This is a genomic window from Cronobacter dublinensis subsp. dublinensis LMG 23823, from assembly GCF_001277235.1.
GTDB classification, from domain to species: Bacteria; Pseudomonadota; Gammaproteobacteria; order Enterobacterales; family Enterobacteriaceae; genus Cronobacter; species Cronobacter dublinensis.
In genome coordinates, this window is record NZ_CP012266.1 from 2,337,009 (window position 1) to 2,363,373 (window position 26,365).

26 protein-coding genes are annotated in these 26,365 nt (G+C 57.7%); 4 read left to right on the forward strand and 22 right to left on the reverse strand.

Annotated features, from left to right (window positions below; genetic code table 11):
- Positions 1–26: 26 nt before the first annotated feature.
- On the forward strand, positions 27–533 hold the full coding sequence (gene tpx, locus AFK67_RS10630) for a thiol peroxidase (protein ID WP_007723749.1): 507 nt from the start codon (positions 27–29) through the stop codon (positions 531–533).
- 49 nt (positions 534–582) lie between these two features.
- On the opposite strand, the gene tyrR is transcribed toward tpx, so the two are convergent.
- The 3 genes from tyrR to AFK67_RS10645 form a co-directional block, all read right to left on the reverse strand.
- Positions 583–2,145 carry a transcriptional regulator TyrR gene (tyrR, locus tag AFK67_RS10635; RefSeq protein WP_038883559.1) on the reverse strand — a complete coding sequence of 521 codons (1,563 nt, stop codon included), beginning with the start codon at positions 2,143–2,145 and terminating at the stop codon, positions 583–585.
- A 148-nt stretch (positions 2,146–2,293) separates the two neighbouring features.
- A complete protein-coding gene (locus AFK67_RS10640) occupies positions 2,294–3,349 on the reverse strand; it encodes a YcjF family protein (protein ID WP_038883556.1) in 1,056 nt (351 codons plus the stop codon).
- On the reverse strand, positions 3,346–4,746 hold the full coding sequence (locus AFK67_RS10645) for a YcjX family GTP-binding protein (protein ID WP_007723754.1): 1,401 nt from the start codon (positions 4,744–4,746) through the stop codon (positions 3,346–3,348). Before AFK67_RS10645 ends, AFK67_RS10640 begins: the two co-directional genes overlap by 4 nt.
- A 165-nt stretch (positions 4,747–4,911) precedes the next feature.
- Between AFK67_RS10645 and AFK67_RS10650 the strand changes: the two genes are divergently transcribed.
- Complete coding sequence (locus AFK67_RS10650) at positions 4,912–5,904, forward strand: LacI family DNA-binding transcriptional regulator (RefSeq protein WP_007723755.1); 993 nt, start codon at positions 4,912–4,914, stop codon at positions 5,902–5,904.
- A 294-nt stretch (positions 5,905–6,198) separates the two neighbouring features.
- Here the strand turns inward: AFK67_RS10650 and AFK67_RS10655 are convergent, their stop codons facing one another.
- The gene (locus tag AFK67_RS10655; protein WP_007723761.1) at positions 6,199–6,495 is read right to left on the reverse strand and encodes a chorismate mutase; all 297 of its coding nucleotides are present in this window, start codon (positions 6,493–6,495) and stop codon (positions 6,199–6,201) included.
- A gap of 433 nt (positions 6,496–6,928) precedes the next feature.
- Here AFK67_RS10655 and AFK67_RS10660 point away from each other — a divergent pair, with 433 nt between their 5' ends.
- The gene (locus AFK67_RS10660; RefSeq protein ID WP_032967319.1) at positions 6,929–7,525 is read left to right on the forward strand and encodes a hypothetical protein; all 597 of its coding nucleotides are present in this window, start codon (positions 6,929–6,931) and stop codon (positions 7,523–7,525) included.
- Between the two features lie 377 nt (positions 7,526–7,902).
- Here AFK67_RS10660 and AFK67_RS22545 read toward each other — a convergent pair whose 3' ends face one another.
- Together AFK67_RS22545 and AFK67_RS10670 are read right to left on the reverse strand one after the other, a co-directional pair.
- On the reverse strand, positions 7,903–9,453 hold the full coding sequence (locus AFK67_RS22545) for a methyl-accepting chemotaxis protein (protein WP_007723763.1): 1,551 nt from the start codon (positions 9,451–9,453) through the stop codon (positions 7,903–7,905).
- A 373-nt stretch (positions 9,454–9,826) separates the two neighbouring features.
- Entirely contained in the window at positions 9,827–10,888 is a 1,062-nt protein-coding gene (locus AFK67_RS10670; RefSeq protein WP_235047916.1) for an MFS transporter, read from the reverse strand.
- 36 nt (positions 10,889–10,924) lie between these two features.
- On the opposite strand from AFK67_RS10670, the gene AFK67_RS23385 reads away from it, so the two are divergent.
- Positions 10,925–11,083: a hypothetical protein gene (locus AFK67_RS23385; RefSeq protein ID WP_234013467.1), complete on the forward strand. Its 159-nt coding sequence runs from the start codon at positions 10,925–10,927 to the stop codon at positions 11,081–11,083.
- A gap of 780 nt (positions 11,084–11,863) precedes the next feature.
- Here AFK67_RS23385 and AFK67_RS10675 read toward each other — a convergent pair.
- The 16 genes from AFK67_RS10675 to pspA all read right to left on the reverse strand — a co-directional run bounded on the left by AFK67_RS10675 (position 11,864) and on the right by pspA (position 26,341).
- Entirely contained in the window at positions 11,864–12,946 is a 1,083-nt protein-coding gene (locus AFK67_RS10675) for an ABC transporter ATP-binding protein (protein WP_007723767.1), read from the reverse strand.
- A gap of 9 nt (positions 12,947–12,955) precedes the next feature.
- Positions 12,956–13,639 carry a beta-phosphoglucomutase gene (gene pgmB, locus AFK67_RS10680; protein ID WP_007723769.1) on the reverse strand — a complete coding sequence of 228 codons (684 nt, stop codon included), beginning with the start codon at positions 13,637–13,639 and terminating at the stop codon, positions 12,956–12,958.
- A complete protein-coding gene (locus AFK67_RS10685) occupies positions 13,621–15,882 on the reverse strand; it encodes a glycoside hydrolase family 65 protein (protein ID WP_038883529.1) in 2,262 nt (753 codons plus the stop codon). The genes pgmB and AFK67_RS10685 overlap by 19 nt, the downstream gene beginning before the upstream one ends.
- The gene (locus AFK67_RS10690; protein WP_007723776.1) at positions 15,879–16,931 is read right to left on the reverse strand and encodes a D-glucoside 3-dehydrogenase; all 1,053 of its coding nucleotides are present in this window, start codon (positions 16,929–16,931) and stop codon (positions 15,879–15,881) included. Before AFK67_RS10690 ends, AFK67_RS10685 begins: the two co-directional genes overlap by 4 nt.
- Before the next feature lie 13 nt (positions 16,932–16,944).
- Complete coding sequence (locus AFK67_RS10695) at positions 16,945–17,733, reverse strand: 3-dehydro-D-guloside 4-epimerase (RefSeq protein ID WP_007723780.1); 789 nt, start codon at positions 17,731–17,733, stop codon at positions 16,945–16,947.
- A gap of 18 nt (positions 17,734–17,751) precedes the next feature.
- Positions 17,752–18,801: a D-guloside 3-dehydrogenase gene (locus tag AFK67_RS10700; protein ID WP_007723783.1), complete on the reverse strand. Its 1,050-nt coding sequence runs from the start codon at positions 18,799–18,801 to the stop codon at positions 17,752–17,754.
- 25 nt (positions 18,802–18,826) lie between these two features.
- Complete coding sequence (locus AFK67_RS10705) at positions 18,827–19,669, reverse strand: carbohydrate ABC transporter permease (protein WP_007723785.1); 843 nt, start codon at positions 19,667–19,669, stop codon at positions 18,827–18,829.
- Positions 19,656–20,537, reverse strand: a complete 882-nt coding sequence (locus AFK67_RS10710; protein ID WP_007723790.1) for a carbohydrate ABC transporter permease — start codon at positions 20,535–20,537, stop codon at positions 19,656–19,658. Before AFK67_RS10710 ends, AFK67_RS10705 begins: the two co-directional genes overlap by 14 nt.
- 23 nt (positions 20,538–20,560) lie before the next feature.
- A complete protein-coding gene (locus tag AFK67_RS10715) occupies positions 20,561–21,853 on the reverse strand; it encodes an ABC transporter substrate-binding protein (protein WP_038883525.1) in 1,293 nt (430 codons plus the stop codon).
- Positions 21,854–21,865: 12 nt separating this feature from the next.
- Positions 21,866–23,581, reverse strand: coding sequence for a sugar phosphorylase (locus AFK67_RS10720; RefSeq protein ID WP_038883522.1), 1,716 nt, complete (start codon positions 23,579–23,581; stop codon positions 21,866–21,868).
- Between the two features lie 232 nt (positions 23,582–23,813).
- Entirely contained in the window at positions 23,814–24,140 is a 327-nt protein-coding gene (locus AFK67_RS10725) for a hypothetical protein (protein ID WP_231692176.1), read from the reverse strand.
- Positions 24,141–24,148: 8 nt separating this feature from the next.
- Positions 24,149–24,514, reverse strand: coding sequence for a tlde1 domain-containing protein (locus AFK67_RS10730; RefSeq protein ID WP_007723802.1), 366 nt, complete (start codon positions 24,512–24,514; stop codon positions 24,149–24,151).
- Positions 24,515–24,736: 222 nt separating this feature from the next.
- Positions 24,737–24,979, reverse strand: coding sequence for a phage shock protein PspD (gene pspD / locus AFK67_RS10735; protein ID WP_007723807.1), 243 nt, complete (start codon positions 24,977–24,979; stop codon positions 24,737–24,739).
- 44 nt (positions 24,980–25,023) lie between these two features.
- The gene (gene pspC, locus AFK67_RS10740) at positions 25,024–25,380 is read right to left on the reverse strand and encodes an envelope stress response membrane protein PspC (protein WP_007723811.1); all 357 of its coding nucleotides are present in this window, start codon (positions 25,378–25,380) and stop codon (positions 25,024–25,026) included.
- Positions 25,380–25,604 carry an envelope stress response membrane protein PspB gene (gene pspB, locus AFK67_RS10745; protein ID WP_007723813.1) on the reverse strand — a complete coding sequence of 75 codons (225 nt, stop codon included), beginning with the start codon at positions 25,602–25,604 and terminating at the stop codon, positions 25,380–25,382. The genes pspC and pspB overlap by 1 nt, the downstream gene beginning before the upstream one ends.
- Positions 25,605–25,669: 65 nt before the next feature.
- A complete protein-coding gene (gene pspA, locus AFK67_RS10750; RefSeq protein WP_007723816.1) occupies positions 25,670–26,341 on the reverse strand; it encodes a phage shock protein PspA in 672 nt (223 codons plus the stop codon).
- Between the last annotated feature and the right edge of the window lie 24 nt (positions 26,342–26,365).

Sequence of the window (26,365 nt, forward strand, 5' to 3'; positions counted from 1 at the left end):
AACTATATGTAAACAGGAAGATAACTATGTCACAAATCGTCTATTTCCAGGGCAATCCGGTTTCCGTGGTCGGTCAGATCCCGCAGGCAGGCAGCAAAGCGGCACCGTTTAGCCTGGTGGCAAAAGATCTGTCTGACGTCTCACTGAGCCAGTATGCCGGTAAGCGTAAAGTACTGAATATTTTCCCGAGCATCGACACCGGCGTCTGCGCCGCGTCCGTGCGTAAATTCAACCAGCTGGCGACCGGGATGGAAAACACCGTTGTGCTGTGCATCTCCGCCGACCTGCCGTTCGCGCAGTCTCGCTTCTGCGGCGCGGAAGGCCTGAGCAACGTGATTACGCTCTCCACCCTGCGTAACGCGCAGTTCGCCAGCGACTACGGCGTGGGCATCAACGAAGGCGCGCTGAAAGGCCTGACCGCCCGCGCAGTGCTGGTCATCAACGAGAATGATGAAGTGGTATTCAGCGAGCTGGTGAATGAAATCACCCACGAGCCGAACTACGACGCCGCGCTTAACGCCCTGAAAGCGTAAACGCCGCGCATAAAAAAAGCCTCCGCATGCGGAGGCTTTTTTATTGGCGTTACTCTTCGCCCTTGCGCTGGCTTAAGCCATATTCACGTAGCTTATTGGCGATGGCGGTGTGCGAGACGCCCAGCCGTTTCGCCAGTTTACGGGTGCTCGGGTAGCTGCGGTACAGCTGCGTCAGCACCGAGCGCTCGAAGCGTCTCGTGATATCGTCGAGCGAGCCTTCCATCGCCTCTTCGCCGACCGGCAGCGCGGCGGTGTCGAAATCCGGCAGCAGGATATCCTGCGGGCGCAGTTCATAGCCTTCGAGCTGGGTCAGCGCGCGGTAAATGGCGTTTTTCAGCTGACGCACGTTGCCAGGCCAGCCGTAGCGGGTCAGCAAGGTGCCAAGATCGCTTGCCAGTTTCGGACGCGGCACGCCCTGCTCGTCGGCGAAGCGGGCGACGAACATCTCCGCCAGCGGCAGAATGTCCTGCGGGCGATCGCGCAGCGGTGGCAGGTTCAGCGTCAGCACGTTGAGGCGATAATAAAGATCTTCGCGAAACGCGCCCTTTTGCACCAGCTCGACAAGGTTCTTCTGCGTCGCGCAGATAACGCGCACATCGACGTGCACTTCATGCTCCTCGCCGACGCGGCGGAACGTGCCGTCGTTCAGAAAACGCAGCAGTTTGGCCTGCATCCGCGGCGACATCTCGCCGATTTCATCCAGCAGGACCGAGCCGCCGTTGGCCTGCTCGAAAAAGCCCTTTTTGCCTTCATGCGCGTTGGCGTAAGCGCCCGCCGCGTGGCCGAACAGCTCGCTTTCGACCACATCTTCAGGAATCGACGCGCAGTTCAGCGCCAGATACGGCTTGTCGGCGCGCGGGCTCGCCAGATGGCAGGCGTGGGCGAGCAGATCTTTCCCCGTGCCGGTATCGCCGGTGATAAGCAGCGGCGCGTTCAGCATCGCGAGCTTGCGCGCCTGATCCACCACCTGTTTCATGCGCGGGCTGATGGCGATGATATGGCTGAACGCGTGCAGATCCTGGTTTGTGAGATTCTGCAGCTGGCGGCCCATACGCACGGTGGAGCGCAGCATGACGACCGCGCCGGTCAGCATACTGCTGCCGCTCTCTTCTTCCAGATGCACCGGCGTGATTTCCAGCAGGAAATCCTGGCCGTTAATCACCACATGCTCGGTATGCGACTCCGCCGGGCTGCTCTCCAGCCAGCGCTGGAAGTTAAACCCGCTGATAAGGCTGGCGGCGTTATGGTTGCGCAGGCGCGCTTCATTCTGGCCGAACAGCGCGCAACTGGCGGGGTTGGCCAGCTCGATTTTGCTTTTCATATCCACCGAGAATACCGGCTCCGGCAGCGCCTCAAGCAGCGCGCTCAGCGAGCGGTGTTCGCGTTCGGACGGCATCCACGGCACGGTGCGCACGTCGGTCACGCCGGGAATACGACGGATCTCCGCCATCAGGCTGCTGAAGGCGTTAAATTCCAGCGTGGAAAAATTGAGATAGATACGCCCGATGGGGTCGATTTCGATACCGCGCAAATCAATACTGCGCAGCACCAGAAGATCGAGCAATTCACGGGTCAGACCGAGGCGGTCTTCACAAAACACTTCAAGACGCATGGCGGCACCTTCACGCATTGAGCCAACGAATGGCGTGATGATACTTCAGTTGCCGCAGCCGGGGGAGTGGTCTGTCAACAAAAATTGACAGAGTGCGGTAAAAAGCGGCGTCATGCTGTAAACCTGAGCAGGCATGACGCCGTCGCGGTTACTCGTCGCGCTCGCGTTTCTGCTTTTGCAGCGTGGTTTTCACTTCGCTCAGCAGCTGGCGGCGGAAATCGCCGAGGCGCGGTTTGTCATCGCCGGTCCACGGGAGCGGGCGGCACAGTTCCATCGCCTTCACGCCCAGACGGGCGGTCAGCAGCCCCGCCCCCAGCCCCTGCGCCACGCGGGCCGAGACGCGTGCGGCAAGATCCTGTGACATCCAGTCGAGCCCGACCTCGCGCACCATCTCGCTCGCGCCCGCGAAGGCCATATTCAGCAGCACCAGACGAAACAGGCGGATGCGGCTGTAATAGCCAAGCTCGATGCCGTAAATCGCCGCGATACGGTTCACCAGGCGCAGGTTGCGCCACGCGATAAACGCCATGTCCACCAGCGCCAGCGGGCTTACCGCAATCATCAGCGTCGATTCCGCCGCCGAGCGGCTGATGGCGCTGCGCGCCTGGAGATCGAGCACCGGCTGGACAATCTGCGCGTAGAGCGTCACCACTTCGCGGTCGCTGTGGGTCTCATGAATGGCGGCGTGCCAGCGCGCCAGCGCTGGATGCCCCTGCGTAAGCCCAGCCTGACGGGCGAGCTTCTCGCAAAACGCGCGCCCTTTACCACTCCCGTGGCTCGCGAGCAGTTCACGCGCCTCGTCGCGCTCCACGGCCCGTTCGCGCAGCCGGTGCAGCCTGCGCCATTCGCTCACGAGCGCACCGACGCCCGCCGCCACGATAAGCCCGCCCGCGGCACAGCCGCCGAGCGCTATCCAGTCATGGGTGCGCCAGGCGTCAGCGGCCCACTGCGCGCCCTGCGCCACCACGCTGACGCCAAAAATGCCAAGCCCGGCGGTGACCATGCGCCGCCACAGGCTGCGGCGCGGTTTCAGGGCGTTTTCCACCACGCGCTCCGGCGCGTCGGGGGTGAGGATCTCCTCTTCCACGACCGGGGTAAACTTCTGCGCCTGAGCCTCGTCAAACGCCTGGGTGGCGCGAAGCGTTGGCCCCGCTTCCGGACGCAGCGGCTCGTCGAATTCGCGGCGCGGTTTAATCTCGCTCATCGCAGTTTGTCTCCTGTCAAAAACTCCAGCACCGCGTCGAGGCGGATGTGCGGCAAGGGCCGGTCAACGTCCATTTCACGCGGGCGAAACGCCTCAAACTGAAAGCCCTGCTGCTGCCAGAACGCGCTGCCGGGCAGGCGCGGGGGTACGTCGCCGGGGTAGACCGTCAGCGGCGCGCCGTCGCTTAAGCGGTGGCCGCGCAGTGCCGGGACGCTTTCGCCGTGACTTTCCACCGTGCCGCTCTCGGTCGCCTGGATGGAGGCGATCCCCATGCAGTCCATTTCGACACCTTCAAACGCGGCGTTCTGCCACGCCTCCTGCACCAGCTGCGAAAGCAGCGAGACCAGATTCGCGTGCTGATCGTGCGTGACATGATCCGCTTTGGTGGCGGCAAAGAGCAGTTTGTCGATAACCGGCGAGAAAAGGCGTCGGAACAGCGTCCGCTGCCCGTAATGAAAGCTTTGCATCAGTTGGGTGAGTGCGAGCCGCATGTCATTAAACGCCTGCGGCCCGCTGTTGAGCGGCTGCAGGCAGTCCACCAGCACAATCTGGCGATCAAAGCGCACAAAGTGATCGCGATAGAAGCCTTTAACGACTTTTTCGCAGTAGTAGTTGTAGCGCTCGCGCAACATGCCGATATTCGTCTGCTTGCCCGCCTGCGCGAGCTTCGTCTCGCCCACGTCATCAACGCCCGGCCACGGGAAAAACTGCAACACCGGCGCGCCCGCCAGATCGCCCGGCAGCACAAAGCGGCCCGGCTGGATAAAATGCAGCCCTTCGCGTTTGCACTGCATCAGGTAGTCGGTCCAGGCGTCGGCAATTTCAGCGAGACGCTTTTCATCGCCGGGCGCCAGCGGATCGAGCCCCTCGCACAGGCTGCGCCAGCGCTGCGCCCAGACGGCGCGGTCGCCCTGCAACAGGCCGGCCATCTGGCGCGACCAGCTCAGGTAATCCTGCGCGAGCATCGGTAAATCCAGCAGCCATTCGCCAGGATAATCGACGATATCGAGCCACAGCGTGGAGGTGTCTTTGAAGTGGCGCAGCAATGACTCGCGCGAGCGGTAGCGCAGCGCGAGACGGATTTCACTGACGCCGCGCGTCGGCGTCGGCCAGGCGGGCGGCGTGCCGTAGAGCTGCGCCAGCCCTTCATCATAGGTAAAGCGCGCGACGCCCATATCCTGCTGCGGCACGCGGCGCACGCCGAGCAGGCGCTCTTCGCGCACCGGCGTAAAGAGCGGCAGCCGCGCGCCGCTGTTGACTGACAATAGCTGATTCACCAGGGCGGTGATAAACGCGGTCTTTCCGCTGCGGCTCAGCCCCGTGACGGCCAGCCGCAGATGACGGTCGACGCTGCGGTTCATCAGCGCCTGCATTTCATTCTGAAATTGTTTAATCATATCCCTGCGCCCCGATGCGTTAATTTCCTCTGATAGTAACAGGTAAGGCTGAAACGCGGCGATTCAAGCGCCGCTGACGCCGATTTACAAAAGCGCGCCGCATGGACAGTGCGCCGGGCCTTCAGTAAGATATTTTTCTGATGCGATGTGATGGAGCACGGTCGAATGTCCCCGACCATTTATGATATTGCCCGCGTGGCAAAAGTATCAAAATCGACGGTATCGCGCGTACTGAATAATCAGACCAATATTTCCGACGCGGCGCGCGAGCGGGTATTAAAAGCCATCGACGAACTACAATATCAGCCCAATAAACTGGCGCGCGCGCTCACCTCGTCTGGCTTCGACGCGATCATGGTTATTTCCACGCGCTCGACAAAAACCACGGCCGGTAATCCTTTTTTCTCCGAAGTGCTGCACGCGATTATGGCGCGCGCCGAAGAAAGCGGCTTCGACGTTATTCTTCAGACGTCGCGTAATAGCGAAGATGACTTACAGAAATGCCTGACGCGCATTCGGCAGAAAATGATTAAAGGCATTGTTATGCTGAGCTCGCCGGCGGATGAATCGTTTTTCGCAAGGCTCGATGAATGCGCGATTCCGGTCGTCGTGATCGGCAATGTGGCGGGCCATTATCAGCATATCTGCTCCGTCGATACCGATAATTATCACGACAGCATCGCGCTGACCGATACACTGATTGCCCGCGGACGCCAGCGCATCGCCTGCCTGCACGCGCCGCTCGACTACCATGTTTCCATCGACCGGCTTGCCGGGTTTCGCGCAAGCCTTGCGAAACACCAGCGCCCGGATGACCCGACGCTGGTGGTGAATGGCGGCTATACCCAGGAGAGCGCGCTGGCGGCGGCGCGCCAGCTGCTCGCCATGCCTACCCCGCCGGACGCGGTCTTCGCTACCGACAGCCTGAAGCTGATGAGCCTCTACCGCGCCGCCGCCGAGCGCGGTCTGGCTATCCCGCAGGCGCTGACGGTCGTCGGTTACAGCAACGAAACGCTCTCGTTCCTGCTCTCCCCGCCGCCTGGCGGTATCGATATTCCCACGCAGCAGTTAGGCGACGTCAGCAGCGCGCTGCTTTTTGCCCGCATCGCCGGCGAGCCTGTCCCGGCCCGCACGTTGATTCCTACGACGGTGATTTAAAAAGTGGACGCAGGCCAGCGCGTTTTCTGGTTTGCGGTCTGGCTGGTCGTTATCCGCGATAAGGTAAGGCTGGCTTGGAGTGTTGGCGGTTTACCGTTTTTTGGTCTGGATGGGGTTTGCTAAGCCTTGAGCGGCTCGCGTTACGTAAAATGCAGAGGCCTTTGTAACGCTCGTTTGTCCCCTCTGTGCCCCACCGTTTGACCTTTTAGTGTATGCCATAACAAGTGGCGCAACGTTATTACCCCTTTCAAATCACGCTGGCAGCTTTGTGTCAGAAGCGGACGTTAATCGATATCACATTTTTCCCTTCTGCAGTTGGCCGTGTTGCTCAAGTTCATAATCGATAAATGCTCCGATCATAGTCCGATAGACTTTTTCGATAATCACTTCGGGAAGTCCTGCTTCAGTGGCCTGTTTACGTACCTTATCGATTACCTGCTGGACGCGGTCTGGCGCACGAACGGCTGAGTGGTCAATTTTGAAAGCTGCTGCAGCTTTAACACATTCGCCGCGTTGCGCGATTATCTTAACCAGTTCACTGTCAATTTCATCGATTCGGTTTCTGACGTCTTCAATTGACAAAAAATTCATATTCAATCCACCTAGCTAGTACACGAGTTCGCTAGGTTACACACATTTTCGATAAAATCCAGTATTGAACCCAAGAGATCCTCGGTAAGAGGGAGGATATATTAAGTAAACTATCCAGAAGCTCGCTGCTATTGGTGCAGTGATGAACTTGTGAGTAGGAAAGTCCTCTTTTCGCTCATAGCGGACCTTGCAGCACGTATGTCCGCTCAGTGCCAGAAGCGGACGTTCAATACTTCTGATTATGTGGCCAAAATCGGTGTGCCACTCTAATGTGGTATTGTCTGGAACATTGCTTTCCATTTTGGGGGCATGATTGTAATTATCTTGATTTTCATGTGGAAAGCATTAGATCTATTTAAGCACTTAAAAAGTACACTCGGATGCTTTTTTCTTGCGTGCTCCATGATAACCATTACCTTGCAAGGGATATATAATGGATAAAAATGAACCATCAATATGGCCACCGTACCAAGCCTTCTATATTCAATCTATGCTGTTCAATACAACATCGGCTCTACAGGCCGCGGAAAGAGCAGTTGATCACATGCGAGCTATCAGTGAAGGGAAGCTAAGGCTACAAGATCGGAAAGATGAGCTTCTAGACTGTCTACAAAACTTCATAAATCATAGTGCTGCTGTCGCTCGATACTTCTTTCCATCAATGATTGGTGGGAAAGGTGAGAAGGCATTACATAAGAACCGAGCTGAGTTTCTGAGGCCGTTTTTTGATGTGACAGAAAGTAGTCCTTTGCATGATAAGAAACTTAGAAATGCAATAGAGCACTTTGATGAACGACTGGATATGTATCTTGAAGGTGAAATTGTAGGCGATATATTCCCAAGTCTAATTTTGGCCAAGCCAGAAGTGACAGATGTTCCGCATCACATCTTAAGAGCTTACTATCTAAACGATGGAATTTATCAAATATTGGGGGAAAGACATAAGATTCAACCTATTCTTGATGAAGTCCTGAGAATTCATAATCTGTTGGTGACTTTTGATAAAAATGGTGGAATGTTTAGAAAATAAAAAAGCACCTTCGGGTGGTTTTTTAGGTGTTTGGATGCTTCACGTTATCAGCTCCCCGTAGATTAATTTGTGACTACGTTAACAAGCCTTCATCTGTTGTAAAACAACTGTGAACGTCCGCTTCTCGCTCAAAGCGGACATTCACTGATGTCGCTGTATGTGTCTGAAGCGCTTTCACGTCCATGCAACTAATAAGATGACCGCTTCGCCTAAGCCCCCTGGTGCTGTTCATCAACCCGCCAAAGATAGTAGCGATGACAACGCCGGGCTCCGAATTGCTGGCTTCGTTGCTTCCCCCCTCTTCTCTTTATATCCCCACGCTGCGCTGTGATTAGATACCAGCGCCACGCGGGGATTGCATAAAGACGAAGAAGTTATCAGGCGATTTTAAAAATCGCCGCGGAGCGGTTTAACTGAGCCGCCTGCTCTTCCAGCGATGCGGCGGCGGCGGCGGCCTCCTGAACCAGCGCGGCGTTTTGCTGGGTCACGTCATCCATCTGGGTGATAGCAATGCCGACATGCTCAATGCCGTTAACCTGCTCGCCGGTGGCGGTGTAAATTTCAGACATAATTAACGAGACGTTGTTGATTGCCGTCACTATCCCGGTCATGGTTTTGCCCGCCTGTGCGACCAGGTCGGAGCCTTCCGATATCTGACTATTCGAGACTTCAATCAGCGACTTAATCTCTTTTGCCGCTGTCGCGCTGCGCTGCGCCAGGGCGCGCACTTCACTTGCCACGACGGCGAAACCGCGACCCTGTTCGCCCGCGCGCGCCGCTTCCACCGCCGCGTTAAGCGCCAGGATGTTGGTCTGGAACGCGATGCTTTCAATGGTGCTGATGATATCCACCACGCTTCTGGAACTGTCAAAAATCTCAGCCATCGTCGTGACGACTTTATCCACCACTTTGCCGCCCTGCTGCGCGACGTCGGACGCGTCAGACGCAAGGCTGCTGGCATTTTGCGCGTTAGCGGCGTTTTGCCGCACCGTGGCCGTCAGTTGCTCCATGCTGGCTGAGGTTTCCTCAAGCGACGCCGCCTGCTGCTCCGTGCGCGCAGAGAGATCGGTATTGCCCATCGCGACTTCTTTAGAGGCGCTGTCGATAGAGGATGCCGCGGTCTGAATATCCGAGACTACCTTTTTGAGCTGCTCCTGCATGGCGGTAAGCGCGCCAATCAGCATGCCGGTTTCATCTTTTGAGCGTGCCACCAGATGGGTGGAGAGATCGCCTGCGGCAATGGCCTGCGAGGCATTTACCGCCTCTTCAAGCGGCAGCGTGATGGAGCGCGCAAGGACATAACCTAACGCGGAAGCGGTGAATACCCCTAACAGCGCGCCGATGAATAACGTGAATCGGGTTTGCGTTTCCACGGCGTCGACAGAATCCTGGCGCTCGTTCAGCAACGCTTTTTCGTCATTGACGATGTCATCAATGGTTTTGCGCATTTGGTCCATCTGCGGCTTGCCCGTGTTGGCTTCGAAGGCGGCCGTAAAGGCTTCACGCGTCATCGCCCCGGCATTGAGCGCGCGTCGGTTCTCCAGCAGTTCAGTGACAAACTTCGCATTCCACTCCTGCTCCTGGCTCAGCAACGTATCCAGACGCTTCTGCTGCGCCGCGTTATCCGCCGTTAACGCTTTTGTTTCCTGCAAAAATTTAACGAAATCCTCTTTGCCAGAATTCCACGGCGCGAGCATTTCCTCTTTACCATTAATCGCATATCCGCGCAGACCGGTTTCCATATTGACCAGGCTTTGTGTCAACGCACGGCTTTTATCAATAACCTTCCAGCTATGAATATTCCATCCGTTCGTATTAACGATGCTGGAAAAATTACTGTAGAAAGTGGCGCACAGTAACAACAGCACCACTAAAACGGCGCCGAAAGAGAAAAAGAATTTTCTCTTGATAGGTAGATTCCTAAACATTTAAACCTCTTCCACGTAGTATGACTGACCAGTCCCAGGAGCCTTAACAGATAAGTTATCGGCATCAATGGGGCTGTCTTTAACTAAAATGCGGGGAAGTCAGGCGAACAGAAAATAACGATTTTTCTGTAGGATATATTATTTTTAATTCAGTAGGTTAGAAATAAATAAATAGAGCAAAAAAAGTTAAAGCATACGAACGGTGATACTTAAGCAACATAAAAGTAAATGCGATTTTTGCGAGCCTGTCACACCGCGGGCGCGCAAGCCACATGCCACAACGCTGACACGTATCATGCCGCAAGCGTTGTGCCCGCAGTGAATAGGGTGTGTCAGCAGGGGAAATTCCCCTGCCTCATTAACCACGCTGCGCTTACCCGGTTTCGCGTATCCGCTGCGCTCTGGTTAACCAGAGCAATACGGCAGCGCTCCCCAGCGTGAACAGCGACATGCTGTAAAGCGCGGTAAAAGCGCCACCGTTTTGGGCTATCACGCTGGTGAGACCGGTTGAAACCGCGGCGCTCAGGATCTGCCCTCGCCATACTAGCGCACCGGCTCTCGCGACCTGTTTTTCCGGGAAGTTTTTGAGCACGCCAAACGTGCCTGTAGCGAACACCATATTAGACGCGATATGTGCGATAAAAATCATCACAAGCCCTGCAAATGCGGATTGTGCAGACAGAGGGAGTAAAAAATAGCCGCCGGTAAATACGCTAAGGCATAACAGTAACAGCCGGTTATTGGCTGAATAACGCTGTAGTTTACCGGCGTCAAGCAACAGAGGGCCGCACAGCTGCCCCAGGCTTCGTGCAAAAAGTAACGGCAGCGCCAGCGCGGGGGCGTCGTCAGGGTGGATCTCCTGCGCAAGCGCAGGTAACAGCGCCATGGCAGGCGAGCCTACCGCGGCAAGCGCGGGTAAAAGCAGGAGGCTACGTTTTTGCAATACCGATAAAGCGCGCCAGCGCAGTTCACCGATAACAGGCGCAGCCGGTTGCGGTTCTCGCTCCCTTTCCTGAAAAACAAAGGCCGCCCCCACAAGCAGAGCCGCGGATGCAGCAAAACTCAGGGCATCAATGGCAAGTAAACTGACAGGCGAGACAAGGTCGAACAGCAGAACGCCTAATCCGGTTCCCAGTAAAACTTGCGAGGCGAAAATGAGCGTTTCCATGGCGGTCGCAGCAGGTAATTCGTCATCGCGGAGCCCGCGTTTAAAAAGCAGCGTGAGCGCCGGATAACTGATGCCGCTGAGCAGTGCTTCCGTACCCTGAACGGCCAGCAGCGCCGGAATATTATGGTGCAACAACCCATATAACGGAAAAACGAGGGCTGACAGGCCGAGGAGTTCTGTAAAAATCAGGATCTTGAGCGGTGAAAAACGCGTACACAGTGACTCGCCCCAGAGACTGCCGATAAACCCGGGCAGCATCGATAGCATATACACCGAGATAAGCGTGGCAGGAGAAGCCTGCCAGTGCAGCAGTTGCCCAAAAATGATGATTTGCGTAAGCCCGTTGCCGAGCGACGACAGGATGTAGGCATAACCCAACAAGCGCAGCCAGCGATGGCGGCGCAGCGCTCTGATGAGCGCAAACAGCAACATATTCATGAGGAACAATCTCATCTTAAATAACAGAAACCCACACAGCGCACTGCTATGCGGGAAGTTAAAAACTGTTAAAAGATGAAATCGTTACATTGGGATCGCTGTCCAAAAGAAAACCGGTACCGAACGATAGCACAAAAAAATCGCTCGTATGTCGACAACGCCAGGTACATTCGCACTCAACGCGAACATTGCGAGGCGCGCCGATCCGCGCGTTACCTGGTTGTTAGCAGCATAAAGCGCAGACCCGCAGCGATTGTACGTCAGATGCTACATGGCAACTTTCTGGCCATCCTGCTTACCGGGATTGCATGGCTCCTTTGTTCCTGGAAGATAAAATTTCCCCCAGGGGTCCGGGTTGGTTCCGCCGGGGCAACCCGGGCGACCTGGCGTTGAGGACGTACTGCCGCCATCCGAGCCGTTGCCGCCATCAGCACCGTTACCACCATCGCCCCCCTTTCCGCCATCGGCAGCGCTGGCTGCGAATGCGCCTGCCAGCAACAACGCGACAAAAACACGCTGATACATAACACCCTCCACGGTTCGACCTTCAGACGTTCAATAAAACATCCCAGCCTGCATTCTGCGCAGGCTCTCTTAAAGCGCAGTGACGATTGCATACCGAATCTACGCCGTCAGGCTCAGCTTGTCTGCGCGCGCTGCGGCGACAGGTTTTCGGCGAAGCCCGGCGGGAAGAGTCAGATTGATCAATCTGCCGGCATTGTTGAAGAGATGAGTCATGTATTGCAGCGACCTGGTAAGAAATAAGCTCCGTCTGAAACGGAGCTTATTTAACAAAAGCCTTTATCAGGCAATGGCTATTTCGGTGTCGCTGTCAAAGACATGGCATTTATTCATGTCGAAGCTGATCGGGATGCGCTGGTCGGCCTGATAATCTTTGTCTGCGCTGGCGCGTACCACCATTTCATGCCCGCCGACGGTAACGTAGAGCATAAATTCCGCGCCGGTTAATTCCGCCACGGTAATTTTCGCCTCAATCGTATTCTCCCCCGACGCGCCGGGGAGAATATCTTCCGGACGAATGCCTAATACCACGGCTTTACGCTGGCAGCCACTGTTGTTGAGCCGCGTTCTTTTATTTTCCGGCAGCGGCAGTTTCAGGGTTTCGGTCACGAAACAGTCGCCGTCGATGGCGCCGCGAATAAAATTCATGGCGGGCGAACCAATAAACCCGGCCACAAACATATTCGCCGGGTGGTGATAAACCGCTTTCGGCGCCCCCACCTGCTGCACGATGCCGTCTTTCATAATTACGATACGTGTCGCCATTGTCATCGCTTCGGTCTGATCGTGGGTCACGTAAATCATGGTGGTATTGAGCTTCTGGTGTAGCTTGCTGATTTCGGCGCGCATCTGGACGCGCAGCTTCGCGTCGAGGTTAGAGAGCGGCTCGTCCATCAGGAAGACGCCCGCCTCGCGCACGATAGCGCGCCCGAGCGCCACGCGCTGACGCTGGCCACCCGACAGCGCTCCCGGTTTGCGCTTCAGGTATTCCTTAAGTCCGAGGATCTGCGCCGCCCAGGCGACGCGCTCTTCGATGATATCCTGCGCCACCTTTTGCATTTTCAGGCCGAACGCCATGTTCTCGTAAACCGTCATATGCGGATAGAGCGCGTAGTTCTGGAATACCATCGCGATATTACGCGCCTTGGCCGGTACGTCGTTCATCCGCACGCCGTCGATCAGCAGATCGCCGCCGCTGATGGCCTCAAGCCCGGCTATCATGCGCAGCGTCGTGGATTTGCCACAGCCTGACGGCCCGACAAAGACGATAAACTCTTTATCGGCGATCTCCAGGTTGAAGTCTTTAACGACATGAACCTGGTTGTCATAAATCTTCTGAATGTGTTGTAACGAGAGTTGAGCCATATGCTGTCCTTATTGGCAGCGCGCCGTCGCGCGCCGTTGTTGGTTCCAGAGTGCGTGAAGCCGCGGCCAGGTGAGCTGCGCCGTCTCGTCGAGCCGCAGCTGCGCGCCCGTTAACGACGCGCCAATCCCGACGGCCACCATCCCGCAGGCATTGATGGCATCGATACCTGCCTGGGCGTCTTCCACGCCAATACAGCGCGCGGGGGCGACGCCAAGCCCGGCGCAGGCAGCGATAAAAATTTCCGGGTCTGGCTTGGAATGCGTCAGCCGGGCGGCATCGGCGCAAAAATCGAAAGCGTCGGCAAGCTCCAGCGCCTGCAAAATGGCCGGCGCGTTAAGCGATACCGAGGCAAGCCCGATACCGATGCCCGCCCCGCGCAGCGCCGTTAACAGCGCATTTATGCCCGGTAGCACGGCCTGCGGCGTGAGCGCACGCAGCGCATCGACATAGAGCGCGTTTTTACGCGCGGCAAGCGCTGCTTTCTCTGCAGCACTGAACGCCTGCGCTTTGCCCCCATACGCGAGAATCCGCTCCAGCGATCCCATCCGGCTGATGCCTTTAAGCTGCTGGTTAAAGGTCTCGTCAATGCTGATACCCACGTCTGCCGCGACCTGACGCCACGCCACAAAATGCAGATGGGCGGTATCGGTAATCACGCCATCAAGATCGAAAATCACCGCGTCGGGTTGCATAACGCCTCCTTGCGCCAGACGTTGCCGTCCCGGTGAAAGACGGTTTCACCTTCGACATCAACCGCCATACCGTTGATAAACAGGCGGACGGCACGAGCGCTGGTCATGGTCAGCGTGTCGTGCGTCATCGCAAAACTGAGCGTGCCGCCCTGCCAGCAGAACGGGAACGCCAGCCGTTGCCACTGCCGTGGAAGTGACGGTGTCACATGCAGTTCGCCGTTCTGCACGCTGACGCCTGCGAACCCCTGCACCGCGCCAAGCCAGATGGCGCCCGTGGCGGCGGCATGGATGCCGTCGTCGCTGCTGTGGGGCGCGTCACCGAGATCGATTTCGCAGCCCGCGCGCCAGAAGCGATACGCCTCGTCATGCCGCCCGCAGCGGGCGGCCACGATGCCGTGGATAGCCTTGCTGAGCGAGGAATCGTGAATGGTGCGCGGCTCGTAGTAGTCGAGGTTGGCGGCAACCGTCGCGTTGTCGAACCGCCACGGCAGCATGTAGAGCAGCATGACGACATCCGCCTGCTTGAGGATCTGCATCTCGTTGACTTCGGCGCGGGAATAATCCAGCAGCACCGACTGGCTGCCCGCCTGCGCCCGGTAGCGCGTGAGATCGATGGTCGGCTTGCTGAAGAACGTATCATCCTGCGCAATCACGCCGTCCGGGCGCGGTGCGGGGAGAAAGAGCCGTGCGAGAAAATCCTCGCACTGCGCGATAAACCCGTCGTCCGGCCCGCCGACGCGACGGCGGGTCTCAAGCGCCAGCGCGACGTTGTAGTGCGCCAGATAGCTGGTATACGCGTTGTTATTAATGTGCTCGGTATATTCATCCGGGCCAATCACATCGTGCAGCTCCAGCCGCCCGTTGACTTCCTGCGCCCGGCTGAGCCAGAACCGCGCAGTCTCTTCCAGCAGTTCGCGGCCTTCATGCGCCATAAACGACGCATCCCCAGTGGCCTGCCCGTAAGTCGCGACCGCCCAGGCAATATCCGCCACCAGATGATGCTCGGCCTCGGCGGAGGCGACTTTCTGGCGCAGCCCGGTGCGAATATTGATCGCCGCAAAGGGCGGCGTCTCTTCATCGCCAGAACGCGCGCTCTCCCACGGGAACAGCGCGCCCTGCCAGCCGCCGCGCGCCGCCTTGCGTTTCGCGCCAGCCAGATTCAGCCAGCGGTAGCGCAGCAGCTGGCGCGCGACGCCTGGCGCGGTATGAAGATAAAACGGCAGCAGGAAGACTTCAGTGTCCCAGAACACATGGCCCTTATAGCCTTCGCCGGTGAGCCCTTTGGCCGCGATGCTGCTGCGCTCGTCGTGGCGCGGCGTCATGGCGTGCAGATGATAGAGCGCGAAATCGAGCGCCTGTTGATCCTGACCGCTGTCGCTTTCTACCTCCACGCGCGCGCCCTGCCACCAGGCGCGCCGGGTTTGTAGCGATTCCGCCAGCAGCGCGTCGTAACCTGCGGCGGCACATTCGCGAAGCCTTATAAGCGACTGCGCGGCGTCGTTGTCATCCGGCCCATCGGGCGTCGCGCTAACCCACGCGCACTTCTCCAGCGTGAAGCTTGCGCCTGCGGTGAGCGTCTGCTGGCTATGCTGCAACAGCCGCCGGTTTTTAGCGCTAAAGCTCACCTGCGCCTGTGGGCTTACCTGGCAGGCGCAGCACAGCGTCACGTCAGCGTTGTTATCCAGGGTGCGGTAGCGCCCTTGCAGATAGCGGTTGTCAAACACCCGCAGTTCGCGCTCGGCCAGATGCTGCCGCCCGCTGTTGGTCTGTGTGGCGTCGATACCGGTCACGACGCGCACTGTCGCTGTATCGTCGTGTGGCGTAATGGCGAGCCGCAGGCAGAACAGCCCGAGCCGCTGCGCCGAGACAAAACGCGTGCTTTTAATGGTGAAGCGCTGGCCCTGCGCCGAGCGCCAGTCAACCACGCGGGTCAGCTCGCCGCGCGCAAAGCAGAGTTCGCGGTGATAGCCCAGGATCTCGCCGCTAAGCAGGCTGAACAGCTCGCCGTTCAGCTCAATCTCCATGCCGACCAGATCCGGCAGATTCACCAGTTCGGTGGTTTCGCCCTCGCCCGCCCGGTGATAGAGCCCGGCGAGATACATGCCGCGCGTCTGGGTCGTATAGGCTTCTTCATGGGTGGCGCGCACGCCGAGCGCGCCGTTACCGGCGGCCATCAGCGTGGCGTATTTATTGTGGTAATGCGGGTCGAAGCGCGCTTCGACCAGTGTGGTTAAGGGTTTCATAGTTCAACGCACATCCCTGTTTCTGCCGCCTCATACATCGCGGCCACCAGCCGCTGGATTTGCCAGCCCTGTTCGCCATCGGCAATCGGCGCAGGTTTGCCCTGCACGCGGTCGAGAAACGCTTCCATGCTGCGCTGGTGACGCCGGTCATCGGCTTTTTCGCGCTGCATCAGGGTCAGCAGTTCGCCATCGCAATCCTGATAGATATGCGCCGGGAACAGCGTGGCGCCCGCTTTGTCGCCGCAGAACTCGACGTTCATCACCGACTGCGGCGCAATGTTGAGCGCAAAGGAGGTTTCGAGACGCAAAATGCCGCCATTGGCGAACGTAAGCGTAGCGAACAGCGCGTCTTCCACCGTGTAGCGCTGCGGGTCCCAGCGGCCAAACTGACCGCTGCTTTTAGTGGTGCCGAGCTTCTGGAACGTGTGCGCGGTGACGCGCGCAACTGGCGGAAACCCAAGCACAAACAGCGCGGCATCGAGCATATGAACACCGATATCAATCAGCGGCCCGCCGCCCTGCAGCGCTTTGCTGGTAAACACGCCCCAGCCCGGCACGCCGCAGCGTCTGAGTGCGCGGGCGTTGGTGACGTAAACCTCGCCGAGCGTGCCGCGCGCCACCTGCTCGCGCAGCATCTGGGTATCCCGCGCAAAGCGGTGGTGGAAATCATAGGCCAGCACGGTGTCGGCGCGCTTCGCGGCCTGACGCATTTCGTCTGCCTGCGCGGGCGTCATGGCGGGCGGTTTTTCGCACATCACATGGCAGCCCGCCGCCAGCGCCTGCATTACATGCTCGTGATGAAAGCGGTTTGGCGAGCAGACGCTGACGACGTCGGGCCGCGCTTCGGCAAGCAGCGCGGCGACATCGGTGAAAACGCGGCTGATGCCGTGGCGCCCGGCGAATGCCTGCGCCTGTTCAGGGCGGCTGTCGCAGACAGCCACCAGTTGCACCTCGTCACGCGTGCGGTAAAACGAGGCATGGACGGTATCCGCCACCTGACCGGCGCCGATAATGGCGACCCGCAGCGGCGCGGCTTGATGAGCACTCATCGCACGCCGCCTCTTAGCACTGACGCAGGAAATCGAGCGACTGCCGGTACGCCTGCGCCGGGTCATCCGCCCGGATGCGGCACTCGTAGACGATATAGCCGTCGTAGCCGTCGGCGCGCAGCTGGTTGAATGCCGCGCGGAAATCGATGGCCCCGCTGCCGGGCTGGTAGCGATGGTTATCGGCGATATGAACGTGGCCCAGGAGGTCACGGTTGTCGTGGAGGGCCGCGCAGAGGTTATCCTCTTCAATGTTCATATGATAAAAATCGCCGATGATTCGCACATGTTTCAGCGCGCCCTCGACGATATAGCGCCGCGCATCGGCGAGCGTGTTGATCATGTGATCCTGATAGCGGTTGAGCGGCTCAAGGAAGACGGTGGTGCCGGTGCGCGCCGCCACGTCATCGAGGTAGCGCAGCGACTCACTGACTGCTTTGCGGTCGCCCGCCAGGCTGCGCGGCGCTTTCATTGGCGGCAGACGGAAGGTGAACATGCCCCAGGCGGCAGGCACCACAATCCCTTTGCCGCCGACCTCCGCCAGCGCCTCCAGAATGCGGGTAATTTGCGACAGTCCGTTCAGACGGCGCTCCTCGATAAAGTCGCCGATCCAGCCATCGTAGCCGCCGCAGGCGGTCGTCACCGGCAGGCCGGTCGCGTTAATAGCCGCCTTGACTTCCTCCAGGTGCTCCACCAGCAGCCTGCCGTCAATTTCAAAGCCGTCAAAGCCCATCGCTTTGATGTAGCGGAATTTTTCCAGAATATTTTCCGGGAAGAAGGCCTGATTCTGCGTTGCGATTTTCATTGTAATTTCATCCGTGAATTAAAAGGTGACGCCCATTTTGATGCTCAGTTCCGGGTGTTGATCGACATACTTCATGTAGCTTTCCGCGCTCTGCGTGAAGGTGACCACCGGGTCTATTAAGTCCTCGCAGTTGAGATAGCCGTTCATCAGCAGTTCCCAGCAGGTCTCTTCGATACGCTTGCGGCTCCAGCGCGGGTAGTCCGGGTTTGGCTCGCTGCCGGCGCGGGAGAAGACGATTCTCGCGTTGTTGAAATGCGCTTCACGCCCGAAGTTGAGGCTGGTGAAGGGCTTCGCGAAGGCCACATAAGAAATCGTGCCGCCATAGGCGATGCCGCGCAGCGCCGCCTGCAGCGCGTCGGCGTGGCCGCTGGTTTCGATGATCACGTCCGCGCCCTGCTTGCCGGTGAGCTTTTTGATCTCAAGGCCGATATCCGTGCCGACCGGGGTGAAGGTGTAGTCTGCGCCGTGACGACGAGCGATATCGCAGCGGTGCGCGATAGGATCGACGCCGATGACCACCGACGCGCCCGCTTTTTTCGCGAGCTGGACGGCAATTTGCCCGATAGCGCCAAGTCCAATCACCACCACGAAATCGCCGACCCGCACGTTGCCGTCGCGCACGCCGCTCATGGCGAACTGCGCCGGATCGTAACAGACGGCGTTTTTCCAGCTCCCGCCCTGCGGCATTTTGCGCAGTTTATAGTTATCGACCGCGTTGACGATGACGGTTTCCATCAGCGGGCCGTAGGTGCAGACCTGGTCGCCCACGGCGTAAGCGGTCACCTGCGCGCCGCACTCGATAATCTCGCCGACCACCATGTTGCCGAGCTGGAATTTGCCGAACTCAATGCCGCGCGGCGCGTCTGCCGGACGCGGCGTGAAAAGCTGCCATTCGCCGGAAAATTCTTCGTCGATAAACGGACTGGCGGCGCGAAAATCCACCACTTCGGTGCCGTGTTTCGGTGCGCCAAAGCGCACGCGGATTTTCACTTCATTTTGCGCCACCGCGCGATCCTGATATTCCACCAGCGCCGCCACGCGCGGTGCCTGAGCCACTAATTTTTTCATTACTTTCTCCCTGAAAATGACACGGTCAGCCCTTAACGCCGCCGTCTGTCAGACCACTTTTGATAAAACGTTCGGAAAGCGCGTACATCACAACAACCGGCAGCGCCGTGACCAGCGAGGCCGCCATCATGCGTCCCCAGATGTAGTCCGGCGTGCTGAACAGGGTGTTAAGCCCGACCGGCAGCGTGAAGTTCGATGCGCTGGAAAGGAAAATCGAGGCGAAGAGGTAGTCGTTCCACGCCACCATGAAGCAATAGACAAACACCGACACCAGCCCGGACACCGCCAGCGGTACGGTGATGCGAAAAATAATTTGCAGGCGGTTTAAGCCGTCCATCATCGCCGCCTCTTCGATTTCATCGGGGATCGTGTCGAAGTAGCTTTTCAGCATGAATACGGCGGTCGGCAGCGTCTGGGTCACCATCGTCACGATAATCGCGAGCTGGGTGTCGTAGAGGCCAAGTGCTGTGATGATTTTGAACAGCGGCACCACCAGTAAAATGCCGGAGAACATATACACCGTGTAGAAGCTGGCGTTGATGGTCATCCGGCCGGTAAAGCGCAGCCTGGAGAGCGCATACGCGCCGAGAATGCCGATAAACACCGCAATGCCCGAAGAGATAACCGACACCACCAGGCTGTTGCGAAAATAGGTGACGAACGGAAAGATCAGCGGGTTAAAAATGTCGACGTAGTGCTCAAGCGTCCAGTGCTGCGGCAGCAGCGTCGGATGCAGCGAAATCGCCTCTTTGGGGCTTTTGAACGAGGTCATTAGCATCACAAAGAAAGGAAGCAGCGTTGTCACCAGAAATAGCGCCAGCCCGAGATAAAACCCGGCGCGCCGTGCCAGACGTTTATTTGTTGCCATGGAGATTCACCCGTTTTCTGGTAAGGAGGATCACGGCGAAAATGATGATGAACAGCACCACGGAGATCGCCGCCGCTTTGCCGAGATCATTGAATGCAAAGGCCGTTTTGTAGAGATACACCCCGAGGATATCGACCTTAGTGGTGAGCAGATAAACATCGGCGAACATGTAGAACATCCAGATGGTGCGCAGGGTCACGACCGTCGCCAACACGGGCATGATGGCGGGCAGCGTCACAATGCGAAACCGCTGCCAGGCGCTGGCGCCGTCCATTTCCGCCGCCTCGTAGAGCGATTTGTCGATGGTCTGCAAAATCGCCAGAAACGAGATAAATGCGTAAGGGAAATAACGCCAGATAGCGAACAGCACCACCAGCGCGAAACTGCTGGCGGGGTTGTCGAACCACAGCGGCGCGTGCTGCCAGAGGTGCAGCAGATCCCCTGCCACCCAGTTCACGATGCCGTAGCCGTTGTTAAACATATATTTCCACGCGAACACCAGCGAGATTGACGGCGTGACATACGAGAGGATCACCAGCGAGCGCGCGGTTTTGCGAAACCGGAACTCGCGATTAAAGAAAATGGCGACCGCCAGCCCCAGCACGGTGCTCCCGCCCACCACCAGCGCCGTGTACCAGAAGGTCGTCCACAGCGAGTGCCAGAAACCCGGATCGGTCAGGATGTTGCGGTAGTTCTCAAGACCGGTGAACTGCGACGGCAGTCGCGGGTTCAGCGGCAAGCGTAAAAAGCTAATGTCGATATTCGACAGCATCGGCCAGGCCACCAGGCCGCCCAGCAACAGCAGGCTGGGGGCCAGGAGCAGCATGGCGAATGGCAGGTCAGATCGACCGGAAGTTAAGGTCTTCATGCGCGTCCTTTCCTGAAGCGGGGTTACGGTCTGGCGACCAGTTCATCCAGGCGTTTTTGCCCAAGCGTCAGCGCCGCTTCCGGCGATTTACCGCCGACCGTCACGCTGTTGACCATCTCGTTGATAACGCCGGAGCCGGTCACGTCCCCCATGCGGGTAAAGTTTTTATCGCCGACCGAGCCGAAGATCTGCACGTTGGGATACTGCGCGATAAGCTCGCGGGTGAGTCCGCCGAACGCTTTAATGACGGGGTTTTGCTGATAGGCCGGCGTGTCGACAACGGCTTTATTCACCGGCAGCGCCGCGCCCGGCGACATCAGCACCCAGTCGGCGGCGTTTTCCGCCTGTTCCATAAAGACCACGAATTTTTTCGCCGCCGCGGTTTCTTCTTCACGCTGCCCGGCAGTGATGGTGAGCGAGGTCAGCATGCCGTAGGCGGCGGCGGATTTTTTGGTCGGCACGACAAAGCCGAGATCCTGCGGGTCGCCCTCTTTAAACACGGCCGGCAGAATGTAGGTGGAGTAGATAGCCATCGGCGCGGTGCCGTTCATAAAGGCGTCTTTGATTTCCATGACGTCGCTGGAGCCGGGCATGGAGAGCGCGGCAAGCTCGCGGTAATACTCCAGCGCCTCGCGCATTTCTGGCGTGTTGAGCGTGATGTTGCCGCGGGCGTCGAAGGCGTTAGCGCCGTTGGAGAGCGCAAACTGCGAGAAAGCCTGTTCGGTCATCACGCTTTCGGCAGTCGGCAGCGCGATGCCATATTTTTTCTCGGAGGGTTTATTGAGCAGCGTTGCGGCATTCAGCAGCGACTGCCAGTCCTGCGGCGCGCCCAGCCCCGCCTGCGCCAGACGCGATTTGCGATACCAGACGCCGCCAAGCCAGGCGCTGATCGGCACGCCCGTCCAGGCGGTGCCATCCTCGGTACGCACGATGCGCAGAACGCCGTCAAAGAACTGTTGTTCGCCCACCTGGGCCACCGCGGCCTTAATGGCGTCGCGATCCAGCAGTTGCTCTTTGTCCATCACTTTGGCGTAGTCGTGGCTGATTTCAATCACCTCCGGCAGCGCGCCGGACCGGGCGAGCGTGGTCACTTTGGTGTTATAGGCGTCCTCTTCCACCGGCACCTGTTTCACGGTGATATCCGGGTTAGCCTTTTCAAAGCGGGCGATGAGCTGCGTAATGACCGCCTGACGCTCCTGCTCCACCGAGGAATGCATAAATTCGATGGTGACATGATCTTTTTTATCGTCGTTACAGCCTGACATCAGGGCGCAGGCAACCAGTGCTAAAATCAGCACGCCAGTATTATTTCGCATGTTTTAGTCCTTTCAGGCTTTGCTAAGCCACATTGCTTGCCAGGGGGCGAGCGTGAGCGTTCCATTCGCGGGCGTCACGCCAGAAATTAATTCACGCTGGCCGCGCGCGTCATAAGAAATACTTTGCGACACCTCACTGAAATTAAACAGCGCGGTAATTTTCATGCCGCTTTGCGCGGTGCGAATAATTTCCAGCACGCTGTTATTAATACAGCGTGCGGCAAAAGCGCTGTCAGGATGAAATGCGGCGTACTGACGGCGCAGCGTAATTAATTCGCCGAGCCGCTTCCAGGTGTCGTGGCGTAAATTCCCTGCACGCTGTAACGCGTCGGTCATTTCCGTCTCAGTATATTTCTGACGGTTAATCGCGCGGTTATAACCAAGACGCGCCACACCCTCTTCATCATTACGCGAGCCCAGGATGCTTTGAATATAAATCGCCGGCACGCCGGGGAACGTTAATAGCAGCGCGTGGGCAAGCAGGAAGCGCGCCAGGCGCTCTGCGTCGCTGTCACTGCGAGCGCTGAGTGCGTCCATATAAGTGACGTTGATTTCATACGGACTGCGGCTGCCGTCAGGGTTGTTTTTCCAGTTCACCCGCGCGCCCTCGGCCTGCAGGGCATCGACCAGGCTCAGGATCTCAGCTTCCGGCAGGATGCCGCGCAGCGGGTTCAGCCCGATGCCGTCATGGGAGGCCAGGAAATTAAACCAGGTGGTTTCGCCAGCCCGGGCGTCGCACAACCCCTGGGCCCACTGGCAGAGCGCGAGGGCGTTGCGGGTATGAATGGCGTGCAGCACCAGCGGCGGCAGCGGGAACTGGTAGACCATCTGCGCCTCGTCATGGCCGTTGCCGAGGTACGCGATGTTGTCCCTATGGGGCACGTTGGTTTCGGTAATGATGACGGTGCCCGGCGCGACCGCATCGGCGATGGCGCGAAAGAGCTTCACTAACAGATGTGTTTTTTCCAGATGGATGCAGGACGTTCCAGGTTTTTTCCACATAAACCCGACCGCATCGAGCCGGACATACTGTGCGCCTTCGCGCAGGTAGTGCAGCAAAACCTCGACCATCGCCAGCAGTACGTCGGGGCTTGCGAAATTAAGGTCAATCTGATCTTCGCTAAAGGTCGTCCAGAGATGCCGCACCTCGCCGTTTTTCAGCGTAAACGGCGTTAATAACGGCAGCGCGCGCGGTCGGGTGACGGCAGATAAATCGGTCGCCGGATCCATCGCGATAAAGAAATCCTCAAAACCTGGCTGCTGCGCGAGGTAGTTCGCAAACCAGTCGCTTTTGACCGAAATATGGTTGCAGACAAAATCAAACATCAGCCGTGCGTCGCGGTTAAGCCGGGCGATGTCGCGCCAGTCGCCGCACTGCGGGTCGACGCGGTGATAATCCACCACGGAAAACCCGTCGTCAGACGACCACGGATAGAACGGCAGCAGATGAATATGCGAGAAAAGCGGTTTCAGCCAGGCTTCAAAAAAACGCTGAAAGGTTGCGAGGCGTTTTTCACCCGGCGCGCTGAACTGATCGGCATAGGTAATTAATACCACGTCCGTTTCATCCCACCCTTTTTTACGCGGCGTGGTTATTTCGCTGCGCGTTTGCGAAATACCTTTTTCAAGCGCCTTAAAATGTGAAGGTTTAAAATAATCGCCATAAATTTGCGTAATTAAATTGCGAATAACATCCATATTTATGGCGGGCATTGTTATTTCATCCATTGATAACACTCCTCATGGTAGCGGTCCCACGAAGAAAGGCTACTCCCGGAAATACAGGGGTGTCAACGCGCGAAAAGTTTGCTTTTAGGAATTAAACTCGGTTTCCGGAAACGGGCATGAGTAATTGTGAAGTAGCGCAAAAAATGCCAGAAATAAAATCCAGAAAAGGTATTCGGGGCGCGTAAAAAAGGCGACCTGCGGTCACCTTCTTTTTAGTCCGGGTGTTAACCCGTTATTCGGTTATTTCGCTTTTACTCACCAGGAAGACACTGACGCCGCTCACCGAGCACTCTTCGGCAGAAGCATCATTCTTCGTGATAAGTTCGTAGTGCTTGCCAGCTTTGTCCTGGAAGATAAAGCGATACACTTCTGTATAAATACCGTCTTTTTTCTTCTCGGCGGCGAGGAGCGTCTTGCTGGTTTTGGCCGTATCAAGCTGCGCAATGTCGACGATTTTCTCATTCTTCAGCCAGACCTGCGCCATGTTCATCGGCCAGGAAGCGCAGTCAGGGGCGGCGGCCAGCACGGACAGCGGGCAACAGGCGATCAGGGCCATCATTAACTTTTTCATTGCACAACCTCCAGGTGGCGATCGCCACTGCTCCAGATAGCATGTCGAACATTCAGCGGCATAATGATACAACCGTTTGACGCCTCGCCGGGATGCGCGGTGCTGTCGCCATGGATCAGAAAGCCCGAACGACCAAACATATGATTACTCGCGGCAGGCGTGAGACGCATTGAGTAATTCCCCGTATGAGGATGATGAAACGGCGCGCCAATGGTGTATTTGCCGCGCGGCAGCGGGCCGATATCCGCGGTGCCCTGCAGGTTTGGCGCATTTTTACCTGCGTCTTTACCGGCGTATCCCGTTCCCATCAGCTTGCCATTACGAAACAACTTCCCACTGCTTTGATGATAAATCCAGGTCATATTCCTTTTCCTGTTAAAGCCAATAGCGCAGGGATAGTAGTCGCTTAAGCGAAGCAGGAGAATTTCTATTAGTTTCTGTATGTTTAAGAATATGTCGGTCTATTCGGGCGTTACCGTGCGACGAGCGATGTCAGCAACCCTTACGCGGTAAGTGCGCCTGAGAAATGATACGGTCGCGGCGGGATCTAAAAGGGGAACGTAAAAAAGCCCGAGGGGCTCGGGCTATTTACGGGAGGGTTTATTGATATAGCGCGTCGAGACGCGGTTTGCGAGACGCTTCAGCAGCGGTTCAAGCGCAAACGCCAGCGCGATTTTCAGCGGACGGCGGGCGACGGATTTTATCGCCCAGCCTGCGACCCCTGCCGGGCCGTAACGCAGCGCGGTCATCAGCGCCAGCTTGCCGGCGAGCTTAAGGCCGGGCTTCGCGTGGCGGGAGACTCTCTGCCAGCGTGTGGTGGAATTCATGGCGACTCCTTTAAAACCGGGGGCACGGCCCCCTGATAACCTGATTATAGCTGGCGGAACCGGCTGCGCAGCGAGAAGGCGTCCGAGGTGACATAACGCTCCATCGCTCTTAAGCGCTGTTCGCCTGCGGCAAGTTCGGCATCCACCGCATTCAGCAGTTCGCTACTGGTCGGCGTCGCCTCCCCTTCCTGCGTCTCATCCAGCGGGTCGAGCGCGAAGGTCAGCACGATATAGGCGACGATAGTGATAAAAAAGAGCCCGAAGAGCATCGACAGTACGGTTATCAGTCGCACCAGCTTGACCGGCACGTCGAGATAGTGCGCGATACCGGCGCACACGCCTTTGACCATACCTTCGCGGGGCAGGCGCCCCAGTTTTTTGCCGCTAAACGTCCGCGTCATTATTGGTTTCTCCAGTTCGGGTGCTCGGCATCGAGAATTTGCTCCAGCGCGCGAATACGCTCGCGCATGTGCTGAGCCTCTTCATTTAATTGCGCCAGACGCTGCTGCTCGCTTTGCGACAGCGCGTCGCGCCCGGATCGGTTGCTGTAATGCAGCCAGAGCCAGACCGGCAGCACGAAGAGCACAAACAGCGTTAACGGAATAGCCAGAAAAAGTGCACTCATGGGTTCTCCTTACGGGTGAATATTGCGACGGCCATCGCCGCCGCGCTCCTTGTCAACGCAGGCGTTTACTCGCCGTCGCGCTGCTGCACTTTCGCTTTCAGAGCCGCCAGCTGCACGCTGATGTCGTCATCGGCTTTCAGTTCGGCGAACTGCTGATCCAGCGATTTTTGCTTGCCGAAGCCGTGGCTTTCCGCTTCGGCTTCCATCTGGTCGATACGGCGCTCAAACGATTCGAAACGCGCCATCGCCTCGTCGATTTTGCCGCTGTCGAGCTGACGGCGCACATCGCGTGAAGACGACGCCGCCTGGTGGCGCAGGGTCAGCGCCTGCTGACGTGCGCGGGTTTCGCTGAGTTTATTCTCAAGCTCGCCGATTTCCTGCTTCATGCGCGCCAGGGTTTCATCCATCTGGGTCGCTTCTTCTTCCAGCGTGCGGATGATGTCGGTCAGCTTCTGTTTTTCGATAAGCGCGGCGCGGGCCAGATCGTCTTTCTCTTTACGCAGCGCCAGCTCGGCTTTCTCCTGCCATTCGGCCTGCTGCGCGTTCGCCTGCTCGATGCGACGGGCTATCTGTTTCTTTTCAGCCAGCGCGCGAGCGGAGGTGGAGCGCACTTCTACCAGCGTATCTTCCATCTCCTGAATCATCAGACGGACCAGTTTTTGCGGATCTTCAGCCTTCTCCAGCAGGGAGTTGATGTTGGCGTTCACGATGTCGGCAAAACGAGAAAAAATACCCATAATTTCATCCTCTACATGGTAAGA